This window comes from Paenibacillus agilis (assembly GCF_007786455.1).
In the GTDB taxonomy this organism is placed as follows: Bacteria; Bacillota; Bacilli; order Paenibacillales; family Paenibacillaceae; genus Paenibacillus_B; species Paenibacillus_B agilis.
In genome coordinates, this window is record NZ_VNJK01000001.1 from 3,687,941 (window position 1) to 3,705,584 (window position 17,644).

15 protein-coding genes, 15 tRNA genes and 2 rRNA genes are annotated in these 17,644 nt (G+C 44.2%); 3 read left to right on the forward strand and 29 right to left on the reverse strand.

The annotated features are described in order from the left end of the window. Nucleotides 1-25: 25 nt before the first annotated feature. Nucleotides 26-289, reverse strand: coding sequence for a post-transcriptional regulator (locus FPZ44_RS16355; RefSeq protein WP_144991589.1), 264 nt, complete (start codon nt 287-289; stop codon nt 26-28). A 188-nt stretch (nt 290-477) separates the two neighbouring features. Between FPZ44_RS16355 and spoVB the strand changes: the two genes are divergently transcribed. Continuing rightward, nucleotides 478-2,064 (forward strand): stage V sporulation protein B, encoded by a 1,587-nt coding sequence (gene spoVB / locus FPZ44_RS16360; RefSeq protein WP_144991590.1) that lies wholly within the window; start codon nt 478-480, stop codon nt 2,062-2,064. Nucleotides 2,065-2,090: 26 nt separating this feature from the next. Here the strand turns inward: spoVB and FPZ44_RS16365 are convergent, their stop codons facing one another. Both FPZ44_RS16365 and FPZ44_RS16370 read right to left on the reverse strand, forming a co-directional pair. After that, nucleotides 2,091-2,951: a YetF domain-containing protein gene (locus tag FPZ44_RS16365; protein WP_261378351.1), complete on the reverse strand. Its 861-nt coding sequence runs from the start codon at nt 2,949-2,951 to the stop codon at nt 2,091-2,093. 136 nt (nt 2,952-3,087) lie between these two features. Beyond that, nucleotides 3,088-4,395 (reverse strand): ArsB/NhaD family transporter, encoded by a 1,308-nt coding sequence (locus FPZ44_RS16370; protein ID WP_144991591.1) that lies wholly within the window; start codon nt 4,393-4,395, stop codon nt 3,088-3,090. Nucleotides 4,396-4,515: 120 nt separating this feature from the next. Between FPZ44_RS16370 and FPZ44_RS16375 the strand changes: the two genes are divergently transcribed. Beyond that, nucleotides 4,516-4,920 (forward strand): TIGR04086 family membrane protein, encoded by a 405-nt coding sequence (locus FPZ44_RS16375; RefSeq protein ID WP_144991592.1) that lies wholly within the window; start codon nt 4,516-4,518, stop codon nt 4,918-4,920. An 89-nt stretch (nt 4,921-5,009) separates the two neighbouring features. Next, the gene (locus tag FPZ44_RS16380) at nt 5,010-5,858 is read left to right on the forward strand and encodes a phosphatase PAP2 family protein (RefSeq protein WP_144991593.1); all 849 of its coding nucleotides are present in this window, start codon (nt 5,010-5,012) and stop codon (nt 5,856-5,858) included. Between the two features lie 65 nt (nt 5,859-5,923). Here FPZ44_RS16380 and yajC read toward each other — a convergent pair whose 3' ends face one another. The 26 genes from yajC to FPZ44_RS16510 form a co-directional block, all read right to left on the reverse strand. Next, nucleotides 5,924-6,250: a preprotein translocase subunit YajC gene (gene yajC / locus FPZ44_RS16385; protein WP_144991594.1), complete on the reverse strand. Its 327-nt coding sequence runs from the start codon at nt 6,248-6,250 to the stop codon at nt 5,924-5,926. A gap of 81 nt (nt 6,251-6,331) precedes the next feature. Further along, the gene (tgt, locus tag FPZ44_RS16390; protein ID WP_144991595.1) at nt 6,332-7,468 is read right to left on the reverse strand and encodes a tRNA guanosine(34) transglycosylase Tgt; all 1,137 of its coding nucleotides are present in this window, start codon (nt 7,466-7,468) and stop codon (nt 6,332-6,334) included. 45 nt (nt 7,469-7,513) lie between these two features. Continuing rightward, a complete protein-coding gene (gene queA / locus FPZ44_RS16395) occupies nt 7,514-8,545 on the reverse strand; it encodes a tRNA preQ1(34) S-adenosylmethionine ribosyltransferase-isomerase QueA (protein ID WP_144991596.1) in 1,032 nt (343 codons plus the stop codon). Nucleotides 8,546-8,556: 11 nt separating this feature from the next. Continuing rightward, nucleotides 8,557-10,704 carry a SpoIID/LytB domain-containing protein gene (locus FPZ44_RS16400; protein ID WP_144991597.1) on the reverse strand — a complete coding sequence of 716 codons (2,148 nt, stop codon included), beginning with the start codon at nt 10,702-10,704 and terminating at the stop codon, nt 8,557-8,559. Nucleotides 10,705-10,785: 81 nt separating this feature from the next. Continuing rightward, the gene (ruvB, locus tag FPZ44_RS16405) at nt 10,786-11,793 is read right to left on the reverse strand and encodes a Holliday junction branch migration DNA helicase RuvB (protein WP_144991891.1); all 1,008 of its coding nucleotides are present in this window, start codon (nt 11,791-11,793) and stop codon (nt 10,786-10,788) included. A 34-nt stretch (nt 11,794-11,827) separates the two neighbouring features. Next, a complete protein-coding gene (gene ruvA / locus FPZ44_RS16410; protein WP_144991598.1) occupies nt 11,828-12,451 on the reverse strand; it encodes a Holliday junction branch migration protein RuvA in 624 nt (207 codons plus the stop codon). Next, nucleotides 12,448-12,951, reverse strand: a complete 504-nt coding sequence (ruvC, locus tag FPZ44_RS16415; RefSeq protein WP_144991599.1) for a crossover junction endodeoxyribonuclease RuvC — start codon at nt 12,949-12,951, stop codon at nt 12,448-12,450. Before ruvC ends, ruvA begins: the two co-directional genes overlap by 4 nt. A gap of 141 nt (nt 12,952-13,092) precedes the next feature. Next, on the reverse strand, nt 13,093-14,262 hold the full coding sequence (locus FPZ44_RS16420; RefSeq protein WP_144991600.1) for a cation:proton antiporter: 1,170 nt from the start codon (nt 14,260-14,262) through the stop codon (nt 13,093-13,095). A 184-nt stretch (nt 14,263-14,446) separates the two neighbouring features. Further along, nucleotides 14,447-15,199 carry a BofC C-terminal domain-containing protein gene (locus FPZ44_RS16425; protein WP_144991601.1) on the reverse strand — a complete coding sequence of 251 codons (753 nt, stop codon included), beginning with the start codon at nt 15,197-15,199 and terminating at the stop codon, nt 14,447-14,449. A 129-nt stretch (nt 15,200-15,328) separates the two neighbouring features. Then, nucleotides 15,329-15,405 (reverse strand) — tRNA-Pro (locus FPZ44_RS16430). Between the two features lie 10 nt (nt 15,406-15,415). Beyond that, nucleotides 15,416-15,498: transfer RNA gene (locus FPZ44_RS16435), tRNA-Leu, on the reverse strand. A gap of 11 nt (nt 15,499-15,509) precedes the next feature. Next, a tRNA-Arg gene (locus FPZ44_RS16440) sits at nt 15,510-15,586 on the reverse strand. 6 nt (nt 15,587-15,592) lie between these two features. Next, nucleotides 15,593-15,667: transfer RNA gene (locus FPZ44_RS16445), tRNA-Gly, on the reverse strand. A gap of 475 nt (nt 15,668-16,142) precedes the next feature. Further along, nucleotides 16,143-16,218: transfer RNA gene (locus FPZ44_RS16450), tRNA-Lys, on the reverse strand. A 5-nt stretch (nt 16,219-16,223) separates the two neighbouring features. After that, nucleotides 16,224-16,298 (reverse strand) — tRNA-Glu (locus FPZ44_RS16455). A 22-nt stretch (nt 16,299-16,320) separates the two neighbouring features. Beyond that, a tRNA-Asp gene (locus tag FPZ44_RS16460) sits at nt 16,321-16,397 on the reverse strand. A 20-nt stretch (nt 16,398-16,417) separates the two neighbouring features. Next, nucleotides 16,418-16,494: transfer RNA gene (locus FPZ44_RS16465), tRNA-Met, on the reverse strand. Between the two features lie 7 nt (nt 16,495-16,501). Next, nucleotides 16,502-16,577 (reverse strand) — tRNA-Val (locus tag FPZ44_RS16470). 31 nt (nt 16,578-16,608) lie between these two features. After that, nucleotides 16,609-16,684 (reverse strand) — tRNA-Val (locus tag FPZ44_RS16475). Nucleotides 16,685-16,689: 5 nt separating this feature from the next. Next, nucleotides 16,690-16,764 (reverse strand) — tRNA-Glu (locus FPZ44_RS16480). Between the two features lie 22 nt (nt 16,765-16,786). Continuing rightward, nucleotides 16,787-16,863 (reverse strand) — tRNA-Asp (locus FPZ44_RS16485). Nucleotides 16,864-16,883: 20 nt separating this feature from the next. Then, nucleotides 16,884-16,960: transfer RNA gene (locus FPZ44_RS16490), tRNA-Met, on the reverse strand. Nucleotides 16,961-17,026: 66 nt separating this feature from the next. Then, a tRNA-Ser gene (locus FPZ44_RS16495) sits at nt 17,027-17,118 on the reverse strand. A gap of 4 nt (nt 17,119-17,122) precedes the next feature. Next, nucleotides 17,123-17,198 (reverse strand) — tRNA-Asn (locus FPZ44_RS16500). Between the two features lie 58 nt (nt 17,199-17,256). Beyond that, a 5S ribosomal RNA gene (gene rrf, locus FPZ44_RS16505) occupies nt 17,257-17,373 on the reverse strand. A 156-nt stretch (nt 17,374-17,529) separates the two neighbouring features. Continuing rightward, nucleotides 17,530-17,644: ribosomal RNA gene (locus FPZ44_RS16510) — 23S ribosomal RNA — on the reverse strand; the annotation flags it as partial.

A 17,644-nucleotide genomic window follows, 5' to 3' on the forward strand; every position in this document is an offset into this window, starting at 1 on the left:
TCGCCGCAAAAAAAGCCTCACCTTATTAAAAGGGAGACCCTTTATAGGCAGCCATCGTCACATAGTTCATAAACTGTGTCGTCCTAAGCGACAATATATCGTTCACAATACGATGAAGCGCAGGCTCTGATGCTTCTTTCTTGTATCGCGCGCTCACACATTCCCATATGTCCTTATCAGTCACATACTCATAGCCTAGCAAATGAAATTCTTCTGCTTTGCTCTGACAGAGAAGCTCGATATCTTGATCCAAGATGCTACTGATCCGCCCTTCCAAAACTTGATCCATAACGAAAGCCTCTCCTTTTCCTTCTCCAATTCGCCACTGTCATTGTAAATTCGCGCTAAACCTGTCATGTTCCTGCTTGCCATCGTTAATTGAAACAAAAAAGCCTGTACATGTCCAATCGGACAACTGCATACACATGAATACAACGAATGTGTTGTACAAGTCTGCCCTTAAGCGAGGGATCGTAAATGAAAAAGCAAACCTTCATACAAGGAACACTCATCTTATTTGCAGCAGGTTTATTAAATCGAATATTTGGCTTTATCCCCCGCATTACACTACCACGTATTATTGGGGCAGAGGGGGTTGGCCTCTATCAGCTTGGGTACCCATTTCTCCTCGTTATGTTAACCATTATAACAGGTGGTGTTCCACTTGCGGTTGCAAAATTGGTAGCTGAAGCAGATTCAGTAGGGAATCAACAGCGTGTCCGCAGCATTGTACGTGCAGCATTATGGATGACAAGCTCTGTTGCAGTCGTCTTAACTGTCACCTGTTTGCTGCTAGCGTCGTGGATTACAACAAATGTGCTGACAGATGATCGAGTCTATTACACCTTCCTCTTTATGACACCAAATATTATCATTATTGCTGTTGCCTCTGTACTGAGAGGCTACTTCCAGGGCAAACAGAATATGATACCGACGGCTGCTTCTCAAGTAACCGAAACCGTTGTTCGCATTGTTACGGTTATTGGTGGTGCTTATTTACTCATGCCATATGGATTAGAGTGGGCTGCTGCTGGTGCCATGCTTGGAGTCGTTGTAGGCGAACTGAGTGGCTTGTTAGTACTAATCCTGCAGTGGAGACGTCACCATAAGAAAAAGGACGAACATATCGACGCTATGGCTAACAACGTTCCCGCTTCAGAACTTATAGAACAAGAACGTCCCGCTTGGCGCAGCCTATTACGAATTGCCCTTCCTGTAACAGGAGGAAAGCTGATTGGTTCTTTATCCTACTTGCTGGAATCCATTACGATAGCACGCAGTCTTGCTGCTGCCGGCATCGTAACAGCGGTGGCTACGGCCCAATATGGCGCATTACAAGGGATGATCATTCCTATTTTGCTGCTGCCAGGCGCATTGACCTATTCTTTATCCGTTTCATTGGTCCCCTCTTTATCCGAGGCTTATGGGCGAAAAGATATGGCCACCATTCATATGCGTATGCATCAAGCTATCCGCTTAGCTTTAGTGAGCGGAGCTCCCTTTGCCGTTGTTATGTATATACTGGCATTGCCGCTTTGCAGTGTGCTCTATGATGACATCTCAATAGCTCCCATGCTGCAGTGGATGGCTCCAGTAGCCATTTTTATATACTTACAGGCCCCGCTGCAGGCTGCATTACAAGCGCTTGATCGCCCTGGAACGGCATTGATGAACACATTTATAGGTGCGATTGTGAAGTTAGGGCTCATTATCCAGCTCGCTTCAATGCCCCACCTTGGAATTCAGGGCGCTGTCATCGCTATTAATGTTAATATTATGATCGTTACCTTGCTCCACGGATGGAGCCTTATCCGAACGTTTAAAATAAAAATTCCGTGGATTGACTTTGCAAAAGTCGGAATTGCCATGATCATTATCGCCGGCGCAATTCAAGCAACGTATCAGCATTTCCCATTAACTAACTCTGTGTTTGTTCGCTTAAGTGCAGCGTGCCTTGTAGGGCTATGCCTATACGTTGTACTACTTATTATGATGAAACTAATCGATCGAAACGATATAACCCGTCTCCCCCTTATTGGACGCTTTCTATCCAGCCGTACCTAACGGTGACGGGTCTTGTATGAGTTACTTTAACGAGAAGGTTTTGGGTCCATTTTGTCCACAAAAATGCGCCCACGATGATCGATGGAACAAAAGAATACATCTTTAAATTCATGAGCTCCTTTTTGCTGGATTTGATTTTTTAACCAGAATCGTGTCTTCTCGATCTTTTCCAGATTGGAGTCCATAACACGCCCATCCATAATAAGCGGTAAAGGAAGCGATGTAAATTTAATACGATCTGGATGTTCCAGCACAGGAAGATCTTCCTTAGCCATACGGCTACCATTACTTGTATTGGTGTTATATGCAATTTCAGTGCTCATTTCATTGTCCGTATTTTTTTGAGACATGCTGGTACTTGGCTGCGTAGTCGAATGAGCGGCGCTCTCTGCATCCTCTGTAGAGCTTACAATTTGCTCACCGTCGCTATTTCCAGCATGTTCTTTTAAGAATACGGTTAATTTACCTGTTGGCTCCAAAATGGCAAACTGCACTTCTTGCACACTGTCTATCCCCTGCTCTCTGAGTTGAAGCATTAAATCGTCCAAATTATAGCGCTGTTTGCGCATTTCCTCGCGATTAAGCTGCCCTTGATTAATAATAAAGCTTGGATTCCCATCAAAGAAGCGACGTATCCGTCTGTTTTTCATAGCCAGTATCGCTAATGCGATTTGGATCAAGACAAGCACAGCCATTGGTACTAAACACTCCCATAATGGTTTATGGGCATCCTCAATACCGAATACAGCAATTTCAGCAATCATAATCGAGATAACTAAGTCGAAAATAGACAGCTTTCCAATTTCCCGCTTCCCCATTAATCGCATAACACTAAACACAGCAAAATACATCAATATCGTACGGAAAACAAGTGTACCAAATACCACTGCGATGACCTCCTCACAGCCTTAATCCGATGTCCAGAAAGGAGAGAGCTGCTTCAACTGGTATTCTCACCGTAGCCCCCCCTTAACATACGAATCAAGTTCTTGAGAAGTTTACCAATCCATTTTGGCACATGTTCTAGCCGACAAGCAGAAGCAAATACATGGTTGCAATGAGAAGAGACAACAAAGTAATCGGCGCTCCTATTTTTAAAAACTCCCAATAACTAAATCCTCTGCCCTCCCGCTTCGCCATACCTGACACAATTACGTTTGCAGATGCACCTAGCACCGTTCCATTCCCGCCTAAACAAGCACCTAATGCCAATGCCCACCACAATACATTCGTTTCATTTGGGTCAGTCACTCCCATTTGTACACCGACATCTTGAATCAGAGGGATCATCGTAGCTACAAACGGGATATTATCAATCGTGGCTGAAGCAATTCCTGATACCCATAACACAAACATCGTTGTGTTCAACATATCTCCTTTCGTTACATCCAAAGTAAGCCTCGCAAGCTGTTCAATGATACCGACTTCCACCAAACCTCCAACAAGAATAAATAAGCCAATAAAGAAAAATATCGTCACCCATTCCACATGACGGAATGCTTCTTCAATTTCCCGTTCCGTTTGCGTACTTAGCAATATGGCTGCCCCAGCTAAAGCAATGACAGATGGCTCAATGTGTACAACTGCATGCAAGGCAAATCCGATGATGGTCATGATAAGAACAGCCACAGATTTAATAACGAGCCGTTTATCGGTAATATAATCCTCTGCGGATAGTTCCATCAGCGCTTCCTGCTGCTTCGAACCCACTTGCAACTGCTTGCGATAAATGAATACAAGCGCGAGCAGAACGACCACCATAATGACCAACGTGACAGGTGCTAAATATTGCAAAAACATATTAAATGTTAAATGTTTATTAGCTGATCCAATCATAATGTTGGGTGGATCTCCAATCATTGTTGCTGTTCCGCCAATATTGGCACTAATAATTTCGGCTATTAGATAAGGAACCGGGTTGATTTGCAAAATACGTGTGATAGAAAATGTAATAGGTACCATTAACAGAACCGTCGTTACATTATCTAAGAATGCCGACCCTAATGCCGTTAACGAAGACATAATGATTAGAATACGCATAGGTCTACCTTTTGCTTGCTGCGCTGCCTTCACGGCTACATATTGAAATATTCCGCTCTTGTTCGCAATGCTTACGAGAATCATCATACCGATAAGCAAGAATATGGTGTTCCATTCTACATGCTTCGTAAAGGCAAGCTGAGGCGGAACAATTTGTAAAATCATCATCACAACTGCACCTAATAATGCAATGACGGCGCGGTTCATCTTTTCCGTAATGATAATAGAGTAGGTTAACAAAAATACGATTACCGCAGCTGTCACCTGCCAAGTTCCCTCCATATTTTCCATCCAAGCATTCCCCATTTCTATGTAGTAGTAATTCATCCGATGTGATGGCTATATCTTTGTACTATTTCCTATAGCTTGCCCATACGATGATACAAACAGAATGTCAGAGGGAGGATTTTTATGAATGCTATGCAGCGCTTTAGCTCAGGTAAGTTAAGCCATCCGTTAATGGCTGGGATTGGCTATGCATTTCTATGGCTGGCCATTGGGGCGTTAGCCCTTTCAATTTTGTTAGTGGCCACTTCAACTCAAGAAGATAATCTTACCAAGTACAGTTACTTCGTACACGGCTTTGCGTTACTTATAGGTGGTTGGACGTCTGGAAAACGCAGTGGAAGAAAAGGCTGGTACTACGGTGGACTTACAGGCATACTGTACGCGCTGCTCGTATTTGTCATTGGTTTTTTGGCCTTGGATATGCAATGGGATGCTATCAAATGGATTGCGTTAGCAGCAGCTTTTGGTTTATCCGCTCTTGGTGGTATATTCGGGGTTAATGTAAGCAAAGGAAGTAAATCCAAGTAATGGGTTTTGTACTTGGTGTGTTCCTATTCTCGGTATGATATACTATGGGAGGCTCATACATTATTTCGTACTAGAATTAGGGGGATACTATGGTACTTTTTGAATCGATGCAGACGGTCGCTATCTGGTCCGTTGTATTCATTCTATTGCTTGCTTGGATTGGATCTGGCAAGCAGCCGCTCTACATCATTCGTTCATTTATTAAACTTATCATTCATTCTAAGCCATTTCTTATCGCCTTTGTTTCATTTATGCTCCTTCTTGTCGTTAATAAGTATCAGTTAGATCTAGAAGCAATGATGTCTATTTCGTGGGACTTCACCCCCTTTATTTATCAAATAGAGGGCCAGTTGGTCTATCATTTGCAGCAGTTGGTAGCACACCCGGCGCTTACACCTATATTTGCTTTTTTCTATTTGGTCATATTCCAAGCGATCATCATCGCTTCTATCGGGGTATATGCCGCTAATGGACTTACTTCGTTCGCGGTCGCTATTTGTTACGCCATCACATTTAACTATATTATTGCATTGCCTTTTTATTTTTGGGTTCCAGTTGATGAAGTATGGTCTTATGCACCTTCGGGCGTGTCTTTTCTTATGCTGGATACTTTCCCGACGTTCGAGGAGAACTATCGAGCATTTTCAGGGCTGGATAACTGCTTCCCGAGTCTGCACACTTCAATCTCGGCTACAGTTGCAATGATAGCATGGCGCTCAGGTCTTCGCAGGTGGATATGGATTGCTTGTCCAAGTGCAATTATTATTATTTTCTCCATTTTCTATCTCGGTATCCACTGGGTATCGGACATGTTCGCAGGTATTGCACTTGCAGCAGCGTGCAGCTGGATTGGATTAAAGCTCGCGGGTATTTCCACATTCCGCTCCAAAGCTACGATAAGCGTGGAGCAACAAACTAGTCGCTCATTCGCTGATTAATTATAATAATAAAAAGAACCTTCTATTCCACTGTTTAGTGGTTAGAAGGTTCTTTTTTTCATCTACTAAGCTTTAGCAGCTTCTTCAGTAGAACCAGTAGAGATAATATGGCTGATTGCATTGCGATCAAATGTCATCTTCGTAACATCATTTACACGAATCACAACAATATCGTCAGTGATTTCGAGGATATGTCCGTGAAGGCCACCGATTGTTACAATTTTATCGCCTTTTTTCAATGCGCCAAGCATCGCATTACGCGTTTTTTGCTTTTTCTGTTGCGGACGAATCAACAAGAAATAAAACACTGCGAACATAGCACCGAATGAAAGCACCATTCCCCAAATAGAACCGCCAGCAGCAGGAGCTGCAGCTAAAAGAAGTTCATTCATGATAAAATCCCCTTTTCATTTTAAATCTATGTACGGACCCCTGATCACTGCATCAGCAACCAGGACCTTCCACGCAATCAATTAGAAGCCGCTCTCATTATTGGCCATGCCATAATTTTCAAAGAACTCATCACGGAAATCTCTTAGTCGATCTTCGCGAATTGCTTCTCTTACTTGAGCCATCATATTCAATAGGAAATGCAAATTGTGATAAGTCGTCAAGCGAAGACCAAATGTCTCATCAGACTTAATCAAGTGACGCAAATATGCTCTTGAATAGTTCTTACACGTATAGCAGCTGCAATTCGGATCAAGTGGTCCGAAGTCGCGCTGATACTTCGCATTACGAACAACGAGTCTTCCTTGACTTGTCATGGTTGTACCATTACGCGCAATACGAGTAGGCAATACGCAGTCAAACATATCTACTCCACGCATCGCACCTTCAATAAGCGCATCTGGTGAGCCTACCCCCATCAAATAGCGAGGCTTGTTCGTTGGCAGCAATGGCATTGTCGTATCAAGCGCCTCATACATCAAATGTTTAGGCTCCCCAACACTCAGTCCACCAATAGCATACCCCGGGAAATCCATAGAAGTCAAATCCAACGCGCTCTGCTTACGCAAGTCCGCATACATACCACCTTGAACAATAGCAAACAAGGCTTGATCATGAGGTCTAGCATGACTTTCAAGACAACGCTCTGCCCAACGAGTCGTACGCTCCAATGAATGTTTAACATAAGCATGATCCGCTGGATATGGTGCACACTCGTCGAATGCCATCATGATATCTGGACCAAGCGCATTTTGAATTTCCATTGCCTTTTCTGGAGAAAGGAACAGCTTGTCCCCGTTCAAGTGAGAACGGAAATGCACTCCCTCTTCTTCAATTTTACGCATATCACTCAAACTAAATACTTGGAAGCCGCCGCTGTCCGTTAAGATCGCACGATCCCAGTTCATAAACTTGTGCAGACCGCCTGCCTCACGAATAATCTCATGACCCGGTCGCAACCATAGATGGTACGTATTACTTAAAATAATACGCGCCTCCATCTCTTTTAATTCCTCTGGGCTCATTGTTTTTACCGTTGCAAGTGTTCCTACTGGCATAAATATCGGCGTCTCGAATGAACCGTGAGGCGTATGAACACGCCCAAGACGCGCCCCAGTTTGCTTACATGTTTTTATTAATTCATAAGTAACAGCTGCCATTAGCTTTGATCATCCTAACTATTATCAAATTTCAACGATTCTAACTTACTTATAAATGAACATTGCGTCGCCAAAGCTGAAGAATCGATATTCCTCTTTAACCGCTTCCTCATAAGCTTTTAGAATGCATTCTCTTCCTGCCAAGGCACTTACCAACATAACAAGTGTAGACTTCGGCAAATGGAAGTTTGTTAATAATGCATCAACGAATTGGAACTCATATCCTGGATAAATGAAAATGTCGGTCCACCCGCTGCAAGCTTGCAGCTCTTGATTCAAATGCTGCTGTGCAGCTGTCTCCAATGTACGAGCTGATGTCGTACCTACAGCTACAACACGTCCACCTTGCTGCTTCGTTTCACGTATGAGCGCAGCTGTTTCTTCGGAGAGCTCATAATATTCTGCATGCATCACGTGATCTTCTGTACGTTCAGCAGACATTGGACGGAATGTACCTAGCCCTACATGAAGCGTGACATAAGCAATTCGCACACCTTGCTTCTGGATCTCATTTAACAAATCCGTTGTAAAATGAAGTCCTGCTGTTGGTGCTGCTGCCGAACCTTCGTGCTTGGCATATACCGTCTGATATCGCTCTCTGTCTGAGAGCTGCTCTTTAATATATGGTGGCAGGGGCATTTCCCCCAACCGATCTAAAATTTCTTGGAAAATACCTTCAAACTCAAAACGCAGTACACGCGCTCCCATGTCACGCTCTTCAGTAACGACAGCTTTCAGTTCATCACCGAATTGTACCACCGCACCCAGCTTCATTCGCTTCGCAGGCTTTACAAGCGCTTCCCAGCAGTTATCTTGCTCTTGCTTCAAAAGCAGCACTTCAACCTTAGCGCCCGTATCTGGCTTTACTCCAAATAAGCGAGCAGGGATAACACGCGTATTATTAAGCACAAACAAATCACCTGGCTTCAAATACTGTGTAATCTCTGAAAATGAATGATGCTCCAACTCACAGCCATTGCGATTCAATGTTAGGAGCCTAGAAGCTGTACGATCAAGCAGCGGCGTTTGTGCGATTAAATGTTCTGGCAAATGAAAATCAAATAAGTCCACATTCATAATTGTCCGTCCTATCGTGTCACTAACTCAACATTATTATAGTAGTATTTCAGAATTTGCTCATAGTCATACCCTTTATCGGCAAGCCCTTTAGAACCCCATTGGGACATTCCTACACCATGACCAAAACCTTTTCCATGGAAGAAGAACAACGGTTCTTCAGAAATAACCGATGCTTTACCGCCACCATCCAATACGATTGTGTTCTTGGATAAAGGCATAGCCCCTTCTCCCGTTCCACTCACTGCGTATTGGCCATTGATTCCATGTACAGTTGAAGCTTTGCCGTCAGCTCCCGCTACTTTAAACACACTAGTCATTTCAATATCGAAGAGTGTACTCGGAAGCCCGCCGAACACAGTACGGAATTGATCAGGATACTTCACTTCAATCGGAACACCATTAGCATGAACTTCTACAGCTCGTCCTGATGGCCCCCGCTTCACGACTTCTAATTCAGTTAAAGGACCTTTCCAAGTAACCTTAGAAACTTTACGAATCATCTCTGTAAGTTGAGCGCTCGTATATGGACCTCGTACCCAAGTATATTCGTTGGACTCAGCAACCGTATCCAATATAACAAGTTGGGTTCCTTTATTAATCGTAGCAACTGGCTTCACACTAGATTGAATCGTTGGGTTCGGACGAACATTCGTCCCATTCTCCACTGCTACTGCTACTTCTAAGCTGCCTAGATCCTTCTGTGGAAGCTTGCTCACGGTATCTTCTCGTACATAACCAACTTTTCCATCTGGCATTGCTACGTAGTACCATGACTTCAAGCCCTTTTGCGCAACATGGTCGGGACTCTCTACTGCATGGAAATAACCGTAGCTGCCGCCCCATACTTCGGATGGATGGGCAGTCATTCCACCTGCATTAGAATTGAAGATTGCTTCAATCAGCTTGCCATTGTGCATAAGCACTTCTCCTGCAGTTGCTTCTACTGCTGCCTGAATCGATGGCTTTTCTTTATCAATGCCATAGTAAGCTTGGCTTAAAGTAGTATCTACCACGTTCGCAATTTCGAACTTGCCATTCTGATAGAGCGCAAAAGTACGTGCTGCTACAGCTTGTGCCTTCAAAGCCTCGGCTGGCCAAGTGTGATATACTTCACCACCTACCACCGATACAAGATATTGCTCTAACGGTAGCTCATTTACCAATGCAAGTTCGTTTTTATGCTTGCTAATTTCCATTAGCCCGCGGTATGTACGTCCGTAACGCTCTGTAACTTTGGTTGTGCCTCCGTTAGCAGGCTTGATGATCCATTTGCCATCCCCGTATACATGGGAACGTTGTATCGATTGTTTCCCATTAACCTCAGTTGCGTGAATAAGTGCAGCATTGGACTGAGCAATCGTTGCTTTTATAGAAAGCTGCTGTTCTATTTTAGCCTTGATGCTGGATAATTGAGCTTCTGTTGCCGTTTGTCCCGCCCATACAGCAGTATGCATGGTACCTGCACTTTGAATGGTCGTTACGTAAGCATCGATTTGCTGATCCAGCAGCTTTTGCTGTACCGCTGCTGCTTGTTCAAGCGTAGCATACGTACCCGTTTGTACATAGTTAGGACCAACTGTACTAGGAACATTTCCTTGCAGCAATGCCTTAAGGCTTGCATCCGCTTGCAAACGAGCAGTCGCTTTAGCAGCCTCTGCTTCAGAAGCATACTCGCCAGCATATACAGCGTAATGATTGACGCCTTGGCGTTTAAACTCTAGCATATAGGCCTTGTTGCTTTGCTTAACTTTGGCCAGCGCACGTTCTGCTGCCCCGAGATCTTTCGTCTCCATCACTTTGACTCGATACTGATCCAGTGCAAATTTTGCTGATGACGTATTTAGGCTGCTTGTTGATGCCGCACCACGTACGGACGCGGTTAAGTTGGTCGTCGTTGTTAATGTCACAGCATCTGTCCTGCCAGGAGACTTGCTTCCCAAGTTCGCAAACAGTGCTACACGAATGGTTTCATCCTGCTGCTTCTTATCATCTAGAACAGGTTGCTCAACTGCCACCTTGTTTCTATCCGTTGCTTTTGCTCCTGCTGCATAGCTAGCCCCTGTCTCTAACCCAGGGACAGCCACTCCATTCCATAGCAATGCACTTGCAACAACTGCCGCTACAGCAGTACGTGCAAGCTTCTTCCGTACTTTCATGCTAGCTAATCATCCTTCCCCAAGTCTCCCATGACTTTTAACTTTTTATTTCAATCTTACTATTACAGTCCTTCTAATCGATTAAGATCGATTGTCCGGCATTGGTATACCAAGGTGCGCATACGCCTGTGGCGTCGCTATTCGCCCTCTTGGTGTCCGCTGCAAAAATCCGATCTGAAGCAAATAAGGCTCATATACATCTTCGATCGTTTGACTTTCTTCCCCAATCGTTGCTGCGATTGTATCCAGACCCACAGGTCCACCACGGAACTGCATAATCATGGAACGCAGCATCTTATGATCAATCTGATCCAAGCCTACTGGATCTACCTGAATCATTTCTAACGCCTCGCAAGCAAGTGACTCGGTGATCATGCCATCACCTTTTACCTGAGCGAAATCTCGTACCCGCTTCAATAAACGATTCGCAATACGCGGTGTCCCCCTAGAACGGACAGCAAGCTCATCAGCAGCTTGTCCCACGATATCAACACCAAGAATATCTGCGGCTCTTGAGATAATGAAGCTAAGTTCATCTTTCGTGTAATACTCTAGTCGACTTACGACACCAAACCGATCACGCAGTGGCGCTGACAATAAACCAGCGCGGGTAGTGGCACCGATAAGTGTAAACTTCGGCAAATCCAAGCGAACCGAACGCGCGCTAGGTCCTTTGCCTATAATAATATCAAGTGCGTAATCTTCCATCGCGGGATAGAGAACCTCTTCAACCGTGCGATGCAGACGATGAATTTCGTCAATAAAGAGTACGTCGCCTTCTTGCAAATTCGTGAGAATAGCCGCCAAGTCTCCTGGGCGTTCAATCGCTGGTCCTGAAGTCGTTCGTATGTTCACACCAAGCTCATTTGCAATAATCGTTGACAGCGTCGTCTTACCAAGTCCAGGAGGTCCATACAGCAATACATGATCCAAAGCTTCCTTGCGCATTTTAGCTGCTTCGATATATATTTTAAGATTTTCCTTTACTTGGCTCTGTCCGATATATTCTGCTAAATATCGCGGTCTAAGGCTAAGCTCAACCGCTTGATCTTCCATCATAAAGTTGGCCGAAATAATACGATCGTCCATCATGTACCGCCTTTCCTGCCATTAACCAGCTTTATTACATAACTAACAATTCTTTAAGTGCTTTTTTCATTAACGCATCTACCGCTTCATCAGCATGAATTCGATGCTTCAGCTGCTCCCATGCTCGATCAAGCTCTACGTCTCTATATCCTAGTGCTTTTAATGCCTCACGAGCCTCGCCCCATGATGGATGCACATCTCCATCCATGATAACTGGCGCATCCTCAAATAGTCCTTGCCCAGACGTAAAGTCTAGACCAATATGATCAAGTTTGTCCTTCAAGTCAAGCACAATTCGTTGAGCCGTCTTCTTCCCTATGCCCGGCAGCTTCGTCAAGAAAGTTACATTTTCTTGTTGAATAGCCATTACAAGTGCCTCAGGACGACTGCCTGCCAATATGCCTATTGCTACTTTGGGGCCTACACCATTTACTTCAATTAACTTACGGAACAAACGCTGTTCTTCCCTAGACGAGAAACCAAATAGAAGCATAGCATCTTCACGTACATGATGATGTGTGTAAACCGTTACTTCGCCATCCGTTTTCCCAAATAAATAGGGATTCGGGCACAGTACACGATAGCCAATACCGTTTACATCGATAACTACATAATCTGATTCCATATGGGCCACTGGGCCGCGCACATAATCTATCATTTCAATCCTGCTCCATTCAATTGTTGATAGAGACCGCTAGAGTGAGCATGGCAAATAGCCACCGCTAGAGCATCCGCCACATCGTCAGGCTTCGGTACCGTCTTTAGCTTGAGTAGCAGCCGCACCATCTCCTGTACCTGCTTCTTCTCAGCTCCACCATAACCAACTACAGCCTGCTTCACCTGCATAGGTGTATATTCTGCAATTGGGATCCCTCGCTTGGCAGCCGCTAGTATAATAACCCCTCGAGCTTGGCCAACTGTAAATGCGGTCGTTACATTGCGATTAAAGAACAACTTCTCGATCCCCATAGCATCAGGCTTGTACTGATCAAGGAGCTTCTCTGTCGCTTCGTATACTTGAAGGAGCCGTATTTCTGGAGCAGTTGTGGACTCTGTCTGGATAGAGCCATATTGCACCGGCGTTAGACGGCTTCCGATCTTATCTATGAATCCGAATCCAACGATGGCGATACCGGGGTCAATCCCTAAAATACGCAAAAAAATCTCTCCCTTATCGACATCTGTATCATATAGCGAACATATGTGTTCAACCTATTATAACACAGATCGTAAGGGAGAGAATGCACCTTAAGTCGTTATGCAATTATTGCTGAAACGGAAGTTAAAATGAGATAAGAACTAGGAAACTTCCACCACATCTTCATGCTTAGAAGGCTTGTCTTTAAATGCTATCTTCAAGAATGGTGGAGTTACCAACGTTGTCAAAATAACAACAATGACAATTGGTGTGAAATATTCAATATCAAACAAGTTACCTGCCAGCCCCGTCGTTGCAATAATAAGGGCTACTTCACCACGAGAAATCATTCCGGCACCAATTCCGATGGCCCCTTTACGATCAAATCCTGTCAAGCGAGCACCAAGTCCGCAGCCAACCAATTTCGTAATGATTGCAATAATAGTAAAGACAATAATAAACCACATATGCTCGCCTAGGCCTTCAAATGTAACATTCAAACCTACGCTTACAAAGAATATTGGAACGAAAATTGCATATGCAATCGGCTCCAAGCGATGCTCAACTTCATGCTTGAATTTCGTTTGAGAAATTGCAATACCAGCTGCAAACGCCCCGATAATATTAGCAACTCCTAAGAAATCTGCCATGTATGAGAAGAAGAAGCAAATAATAAGTGCTGCACTAATGACGGCTTCTGATACCCTAAGCGGCGATAGCCACTTCATAACTTTCGGTACTGCAAACACACCTAGAACAAAAGCACCTACGAAGAATAGTACCTTTTTACCGATCATCAAACCTAGGGAAGTATCTGTACCTTCACCCAAGAAGCTGAGCATAAAGGCAAGCAGAACAACGACAAGTACGTCGTCAACCACTGCAGCACCTAATATGGTCGTACCTTCACGTGAGCTAAGTTTATTCATATCCTTCAATGTTTGAACGGAAATACTAACGGACGTCGCACAAAGCAATAGACCGATAAACATCGCTTGCGTATTATCCAAACCAAACGATATCGCTCCTAAATAACCTCCAATAAACGGCAAAATAACGCCGCCAATCGCTACAGCAAACGCTGATTTCCAGTTGCGTTTTAATTGCTCCAGATCTGTTTCCAATCCCGCGATAAACATCAGCAAAATAACGCCGATCTCGGCCATTTGCTTAATAAGATCGCCATTAGTAACCCATCCAAGAACGGCTGGACCAATAAGAATACCGACAAGCAATTTACCAAGTACACTTGGTTGTCCCAAACGTACAGTTAAGTCGCCAGCCAGCTTGGTGGATACCAAGATGATAAGTAACATAAGTAAAAGTTCCATGGCATACCATACCCCTTTCTATATATGTGATCCATAACCGACGTCTTTTCTTTATCGTTTGTTAACTTCTCAGGCATTATCCGTTTTCTTTATTATCTAAAATACCCTCGAGGATTGTTTACGCCAAAAAAAGAAGGACGTCGGTTACGGCGTCCTACTTATACTACCATATTCATTTAATACGTTAGGGCGATAAGGTTGGTTTCATTACTTTCCTGGTATCTTCTACCGCAAAGTCGCTAAATGTAGATAAGACACTAATGTATTCTTCCCTATCACTAATGCGAATCCCATTTTTAATCTGCTGCAGCACCTGGGGAGGTAAAGAGCTCTCCATGGACTCGATATCAATTTGGAAAAAGGTTCTGATGACGCGTTCATCACTTGGAGCACCATCATATAATGACAAGTTACCTTCCGTATCCATTCCCATTTGAGCCGAACGTTTACATGTTTCAGACAAATCATCAATTCGCTCAATTAAAATAACTTGCTTTTCCTTGTCAATCGTCGGTTCCCAATGGCTGTTCTTATCTAACAGTTGAACAACAGCCTCACGAGACTGCTGGCCTAGGTACTTATCTTCAGTACCGCATATATACTGTTTCCGATGAATGACAGTAAGCTTGCTTTTCGATGTTCCAAAAAGCTGAGCTATTTGCTCTTTGCGTAAATCAGTCGTAGAGGAACTACTGGAACCAACCACAGTATTGTTTATATTTGTATCTGCTAGCGATCCGAGTGTAGAAACAGATTCACCTGATAATAGGCTCCACTGTTTCACTTTTTCGCTCAACATCGTACCTATTGTCAATAACCCAACAACGAATAGAATCGCCCCTAATGCCCACAACGGCCTTCTCCATCGCTTTAACTTCTTCTTCAACTGTCTCATGCGAAATGAAAACCGGGAAACAATGCGATCTCCATCAGCCATAGCTAAATCCCCTTCATGCTTCTTTTTATCTAGTGTTTCCAAAGAAAGGGGAAATCTATACGATTTCAATATAATTATAAGTAAAATAACAAAAACCGCTGGCTATTAACCAACGGTTTCTCATAATACTGGTCGGGATGACACGATTTGAACATGCGACCCCTTGGTCCCAAACCAAGTGCTCTACCAAGCTGAGCTACATCCCGAACATATTAGTGGTGCCGGTGAAAGGACTCGAACCTTCACGGTTTCCCTCACGATTTTGAGTCGCGCGCGTCTGCCAATTCCGCCACACCGGCTTAAAAATAAATGGCGCGCCCTAAGAGATTCGAACTCCTGACCTTTTGATTCGTAGTCAAACGCTCTATCCAGCTGAGCTAAGGGCGCATATTCTGGAGCGGACAACGGGATTCGAACCCGCGACCCTCGCCTTGGCAAGGCGATACTCTACCACTGAGCTATGTCCGCATATCTTCAAATATCTCTCGCATTCTTCATCATGCTCTTTCTTTCGCCGATGTCGTCTTGCGAGGACATTTATTAATATATCATGTTCAATATTGAATTGCAAACTTTTTTTAAAATAAATATAGTGGTAAAATATTCTGAAAGTTTGCAAACATATTAATGCATAACTATCTTCAACATACTAACTGTTCTGAAGTGTATTGGAGCTATTGGAGCTACTTAGTGCCGCTTAGTCAGGCACCGTTCCTCTTTAACAACATTATGGTTAACTCAAAATTAATGAAATAAAATTGAGAACGACAAACTCGGCTTCGAATAATTAGAGAAAGCTATTCTATACTCATATCCTTATTTTATATACTTAAATTCCACATATGGAATTGATATGTGATTATTATTAATAACTCTGTTTACAATTTCACTAATATTAAACAAAAAAAGCCTGCACAGATGTACAGACTATCATGTAAGAAACTGGTGAGCCATGTAGGACTCGAACCTACGACACCCTGATTAAAAGTCAGGTGCTCTACCAACTGAGCTAATGGCTCTAATATGGTGACCCGTAGGGGATTCGAACCCCTGTTACCTCCGTGAAAGGGAGGTGTCTTAACCCCTTGACCAACGGGCCGCATATTAAAATTGAAGATGAATGGCGGAGCTGACGGGATTCGAACCCGCGGTCTCCTGCGTGACAGGCAGGCATGTTAGGCCTCTACACCACAGCTCCACGATAATGATAATTTTATTTGGTTGCGGGGGCAGGATTTGAACCTACGACCTTCGGGTTATGAGCCCGACGAGCTACCGGACTGCTCCACCCCGCGGTATTTATGGTGGACGCTGACGGGATCGAACCGCCGACCCTCTGCTTGTAAGGCAGATGCTCTCCCAGCTGAGCTAAGCGTCCATATTATTTATTACTTTGTTTTCAGCTTCTATGGTGGACACTAACGGGTTTGAACCGCTGACCCCTACCCTGTCAAGATAGTGCTCTCCCAGCTGAGCTAAGTGTCCAAATGTGGTGACCCGTAGGGGATTCGAACCCCTGTTACCTCCGTGAAAGGGAGGTGTCTTAACCCCTTGACCAACGGGCCACATATTAAAATTGAAGATGAATGGCGGAGCTGACGGGATTCGAACCCGCGGTCTCCTGCGTGACAGGCAGGCATGTTAGGCCTCTACACCACAGCTCCACGATAATGATAATTTTATTTGGTTGCGGGGGCAGGATTTGAACCTACGACCTTCGGGTTATGAGCCCGACGAGCTACCGGACTGCTCCACCCCGCGTCATCATATCTCTAATATGAAACTATTACATAAAACACATTTTGTTCCATATTATAAATTCCATGCTGGCGGAGAAAGAGGGATTCGAACCCTCGAGACGCTTGTGACGCCTACACGATTTCCAATCGTGCTCCTTCGACCAACTCGGACATCTCTCCATAATGGCTCCCCGAACAGGACTCGAACCTGTGACAACTCGATTAACAGTCGAGTGCTCTACCAACTGAGCTATCAGGGAATAATAAGTTCATAGAATTTATTTAGATGATATGACACCTCAACCTGAAGTTCAGGGAGCTTGGCAACGTCCTACTCTCCCGGGACCCTGCGGTCCAAGTACCATCGGCGCTGGAGGACTTAACGTTCGTGTTCGGGATGGGTACGCGTGGAACCCCTCCGCCATCGTTACCAAACTCTAGGCTTATCGGCATCAATGTACCTTAAGCTTATAATCAGGCTAGCACCGCCAAGTGCTATGTGCACTTCATTCATTGTACTTGACAACTTCAGAAGTTTTGCACCCTGAAAACTGATTCGCAAAGTGATTAAAACGCTTCTTCAATATTCATTAGGATAAGCCCTCGACCTATTAGTATTCGTCAGCTCCACACATTACTGTGCTTCCACCCCGAACCTATCAACCTCGTCGTCTTCAAGGGGTCTTACTAATTGGGAAATCTCATC

What these genes read in the sequence shown, in the direction of transcription:
- FPZ44_RS16425 (WP_144991601.1), bottom strand. Translation starts at nt 15,199, where the DNA reads ATGGCTGATGGAGATCGCATTGTTTCCCGGTTTTCATTTCGCATGAGA.
- ruvB (WP_144991891.1), bottom strand. Translation starts at nt 11,793, where the DNA reads ATGGACGATCGTATTATTTCGGCCAACTTTATGATGGAAGATCAAGCG.
- FPZ44_RS16380 (WP_144991593.1), top strand. Translation starts at nt 5,010, where the DNA reads ATGGTACTTTTTGAATCGATGCAGACGGTCGCTATCTGGTCCGTTGTA.
- FPZ44_RS16420 (WP_144991600.1), bottom strand. Translation starts at nt 14,262, where the DNA reads ATGGAACTTTTACTTATGTTACTTATCATCTTGGTATCCACCAAGCTG.
- FPZ44_RS16355 (WP_144991589.1), bottom strand. Translation starts at nt 289, where the DNA reads ATGGATCAAGTTTTGGAAGGGCGGATCAGTAGCATCTTGGATCAAGAT.
- FPZ44_RS16370 (WP_144991591.1), bottom strand. Translation starts at nt 4,395, where the DNA reads ATGGAAAATATGGAGGGAACTTGGCAGGTGACAGCTGCGGTAATCGTA.
- ruvA (WP_144991598.1), bottom strand. Translation starts at nt 12,451, where the DNA reads ATGATAGATTATGTGCGCGGCCCAGTGGCCCATATGGAATCAGATTAT.
- tgt (WP_144991595.1), bottom strand. Translation starts at nt 7,468, where the DNA reads ATGGCAGCTGTTACTTATGAATTAATAAAAACATGTAAGCAAACTGGG.
- yajC (WP_144991594.1), bottom strand. Translation starts at nt 6,250, where the DNA reads ATGAATGAACTTCTTTTAGCTGCAGCTCCTGCTGCTGGCGGTTCTATT.
- FPZ44_RS16400 (WP_144991597.1), bottom strand. Translation starts at nt 10,704, where the DNA reads ATGAAAGTACGGAAGAAGCTTGCACGTACTGCTGTAGCGGCAGTTGTT.
- spoVB (WP_144991590.1), top strand. Translation starts at nt 478, where the DNA reads ATGAAAAAGCAAACCTTCATACAAGGAACACTCATCTTATTTGCAGCA.
- queA (WP_144991596.1), bottom strand. Translation starts at nt 8,545, where the DNA reads ATGAATGTGGACTTATTTGATTTTCATTTGCCAGAACATTTAATCGCA.
- FPZ44_RS16375 (WP_144991592.1), top strand. Translation starts at nt 4,516, where the DNA reads ATGAATGCTATGCAGCGCTTTAGCTCAGGTAAGTTAAGCCATCCGTTA.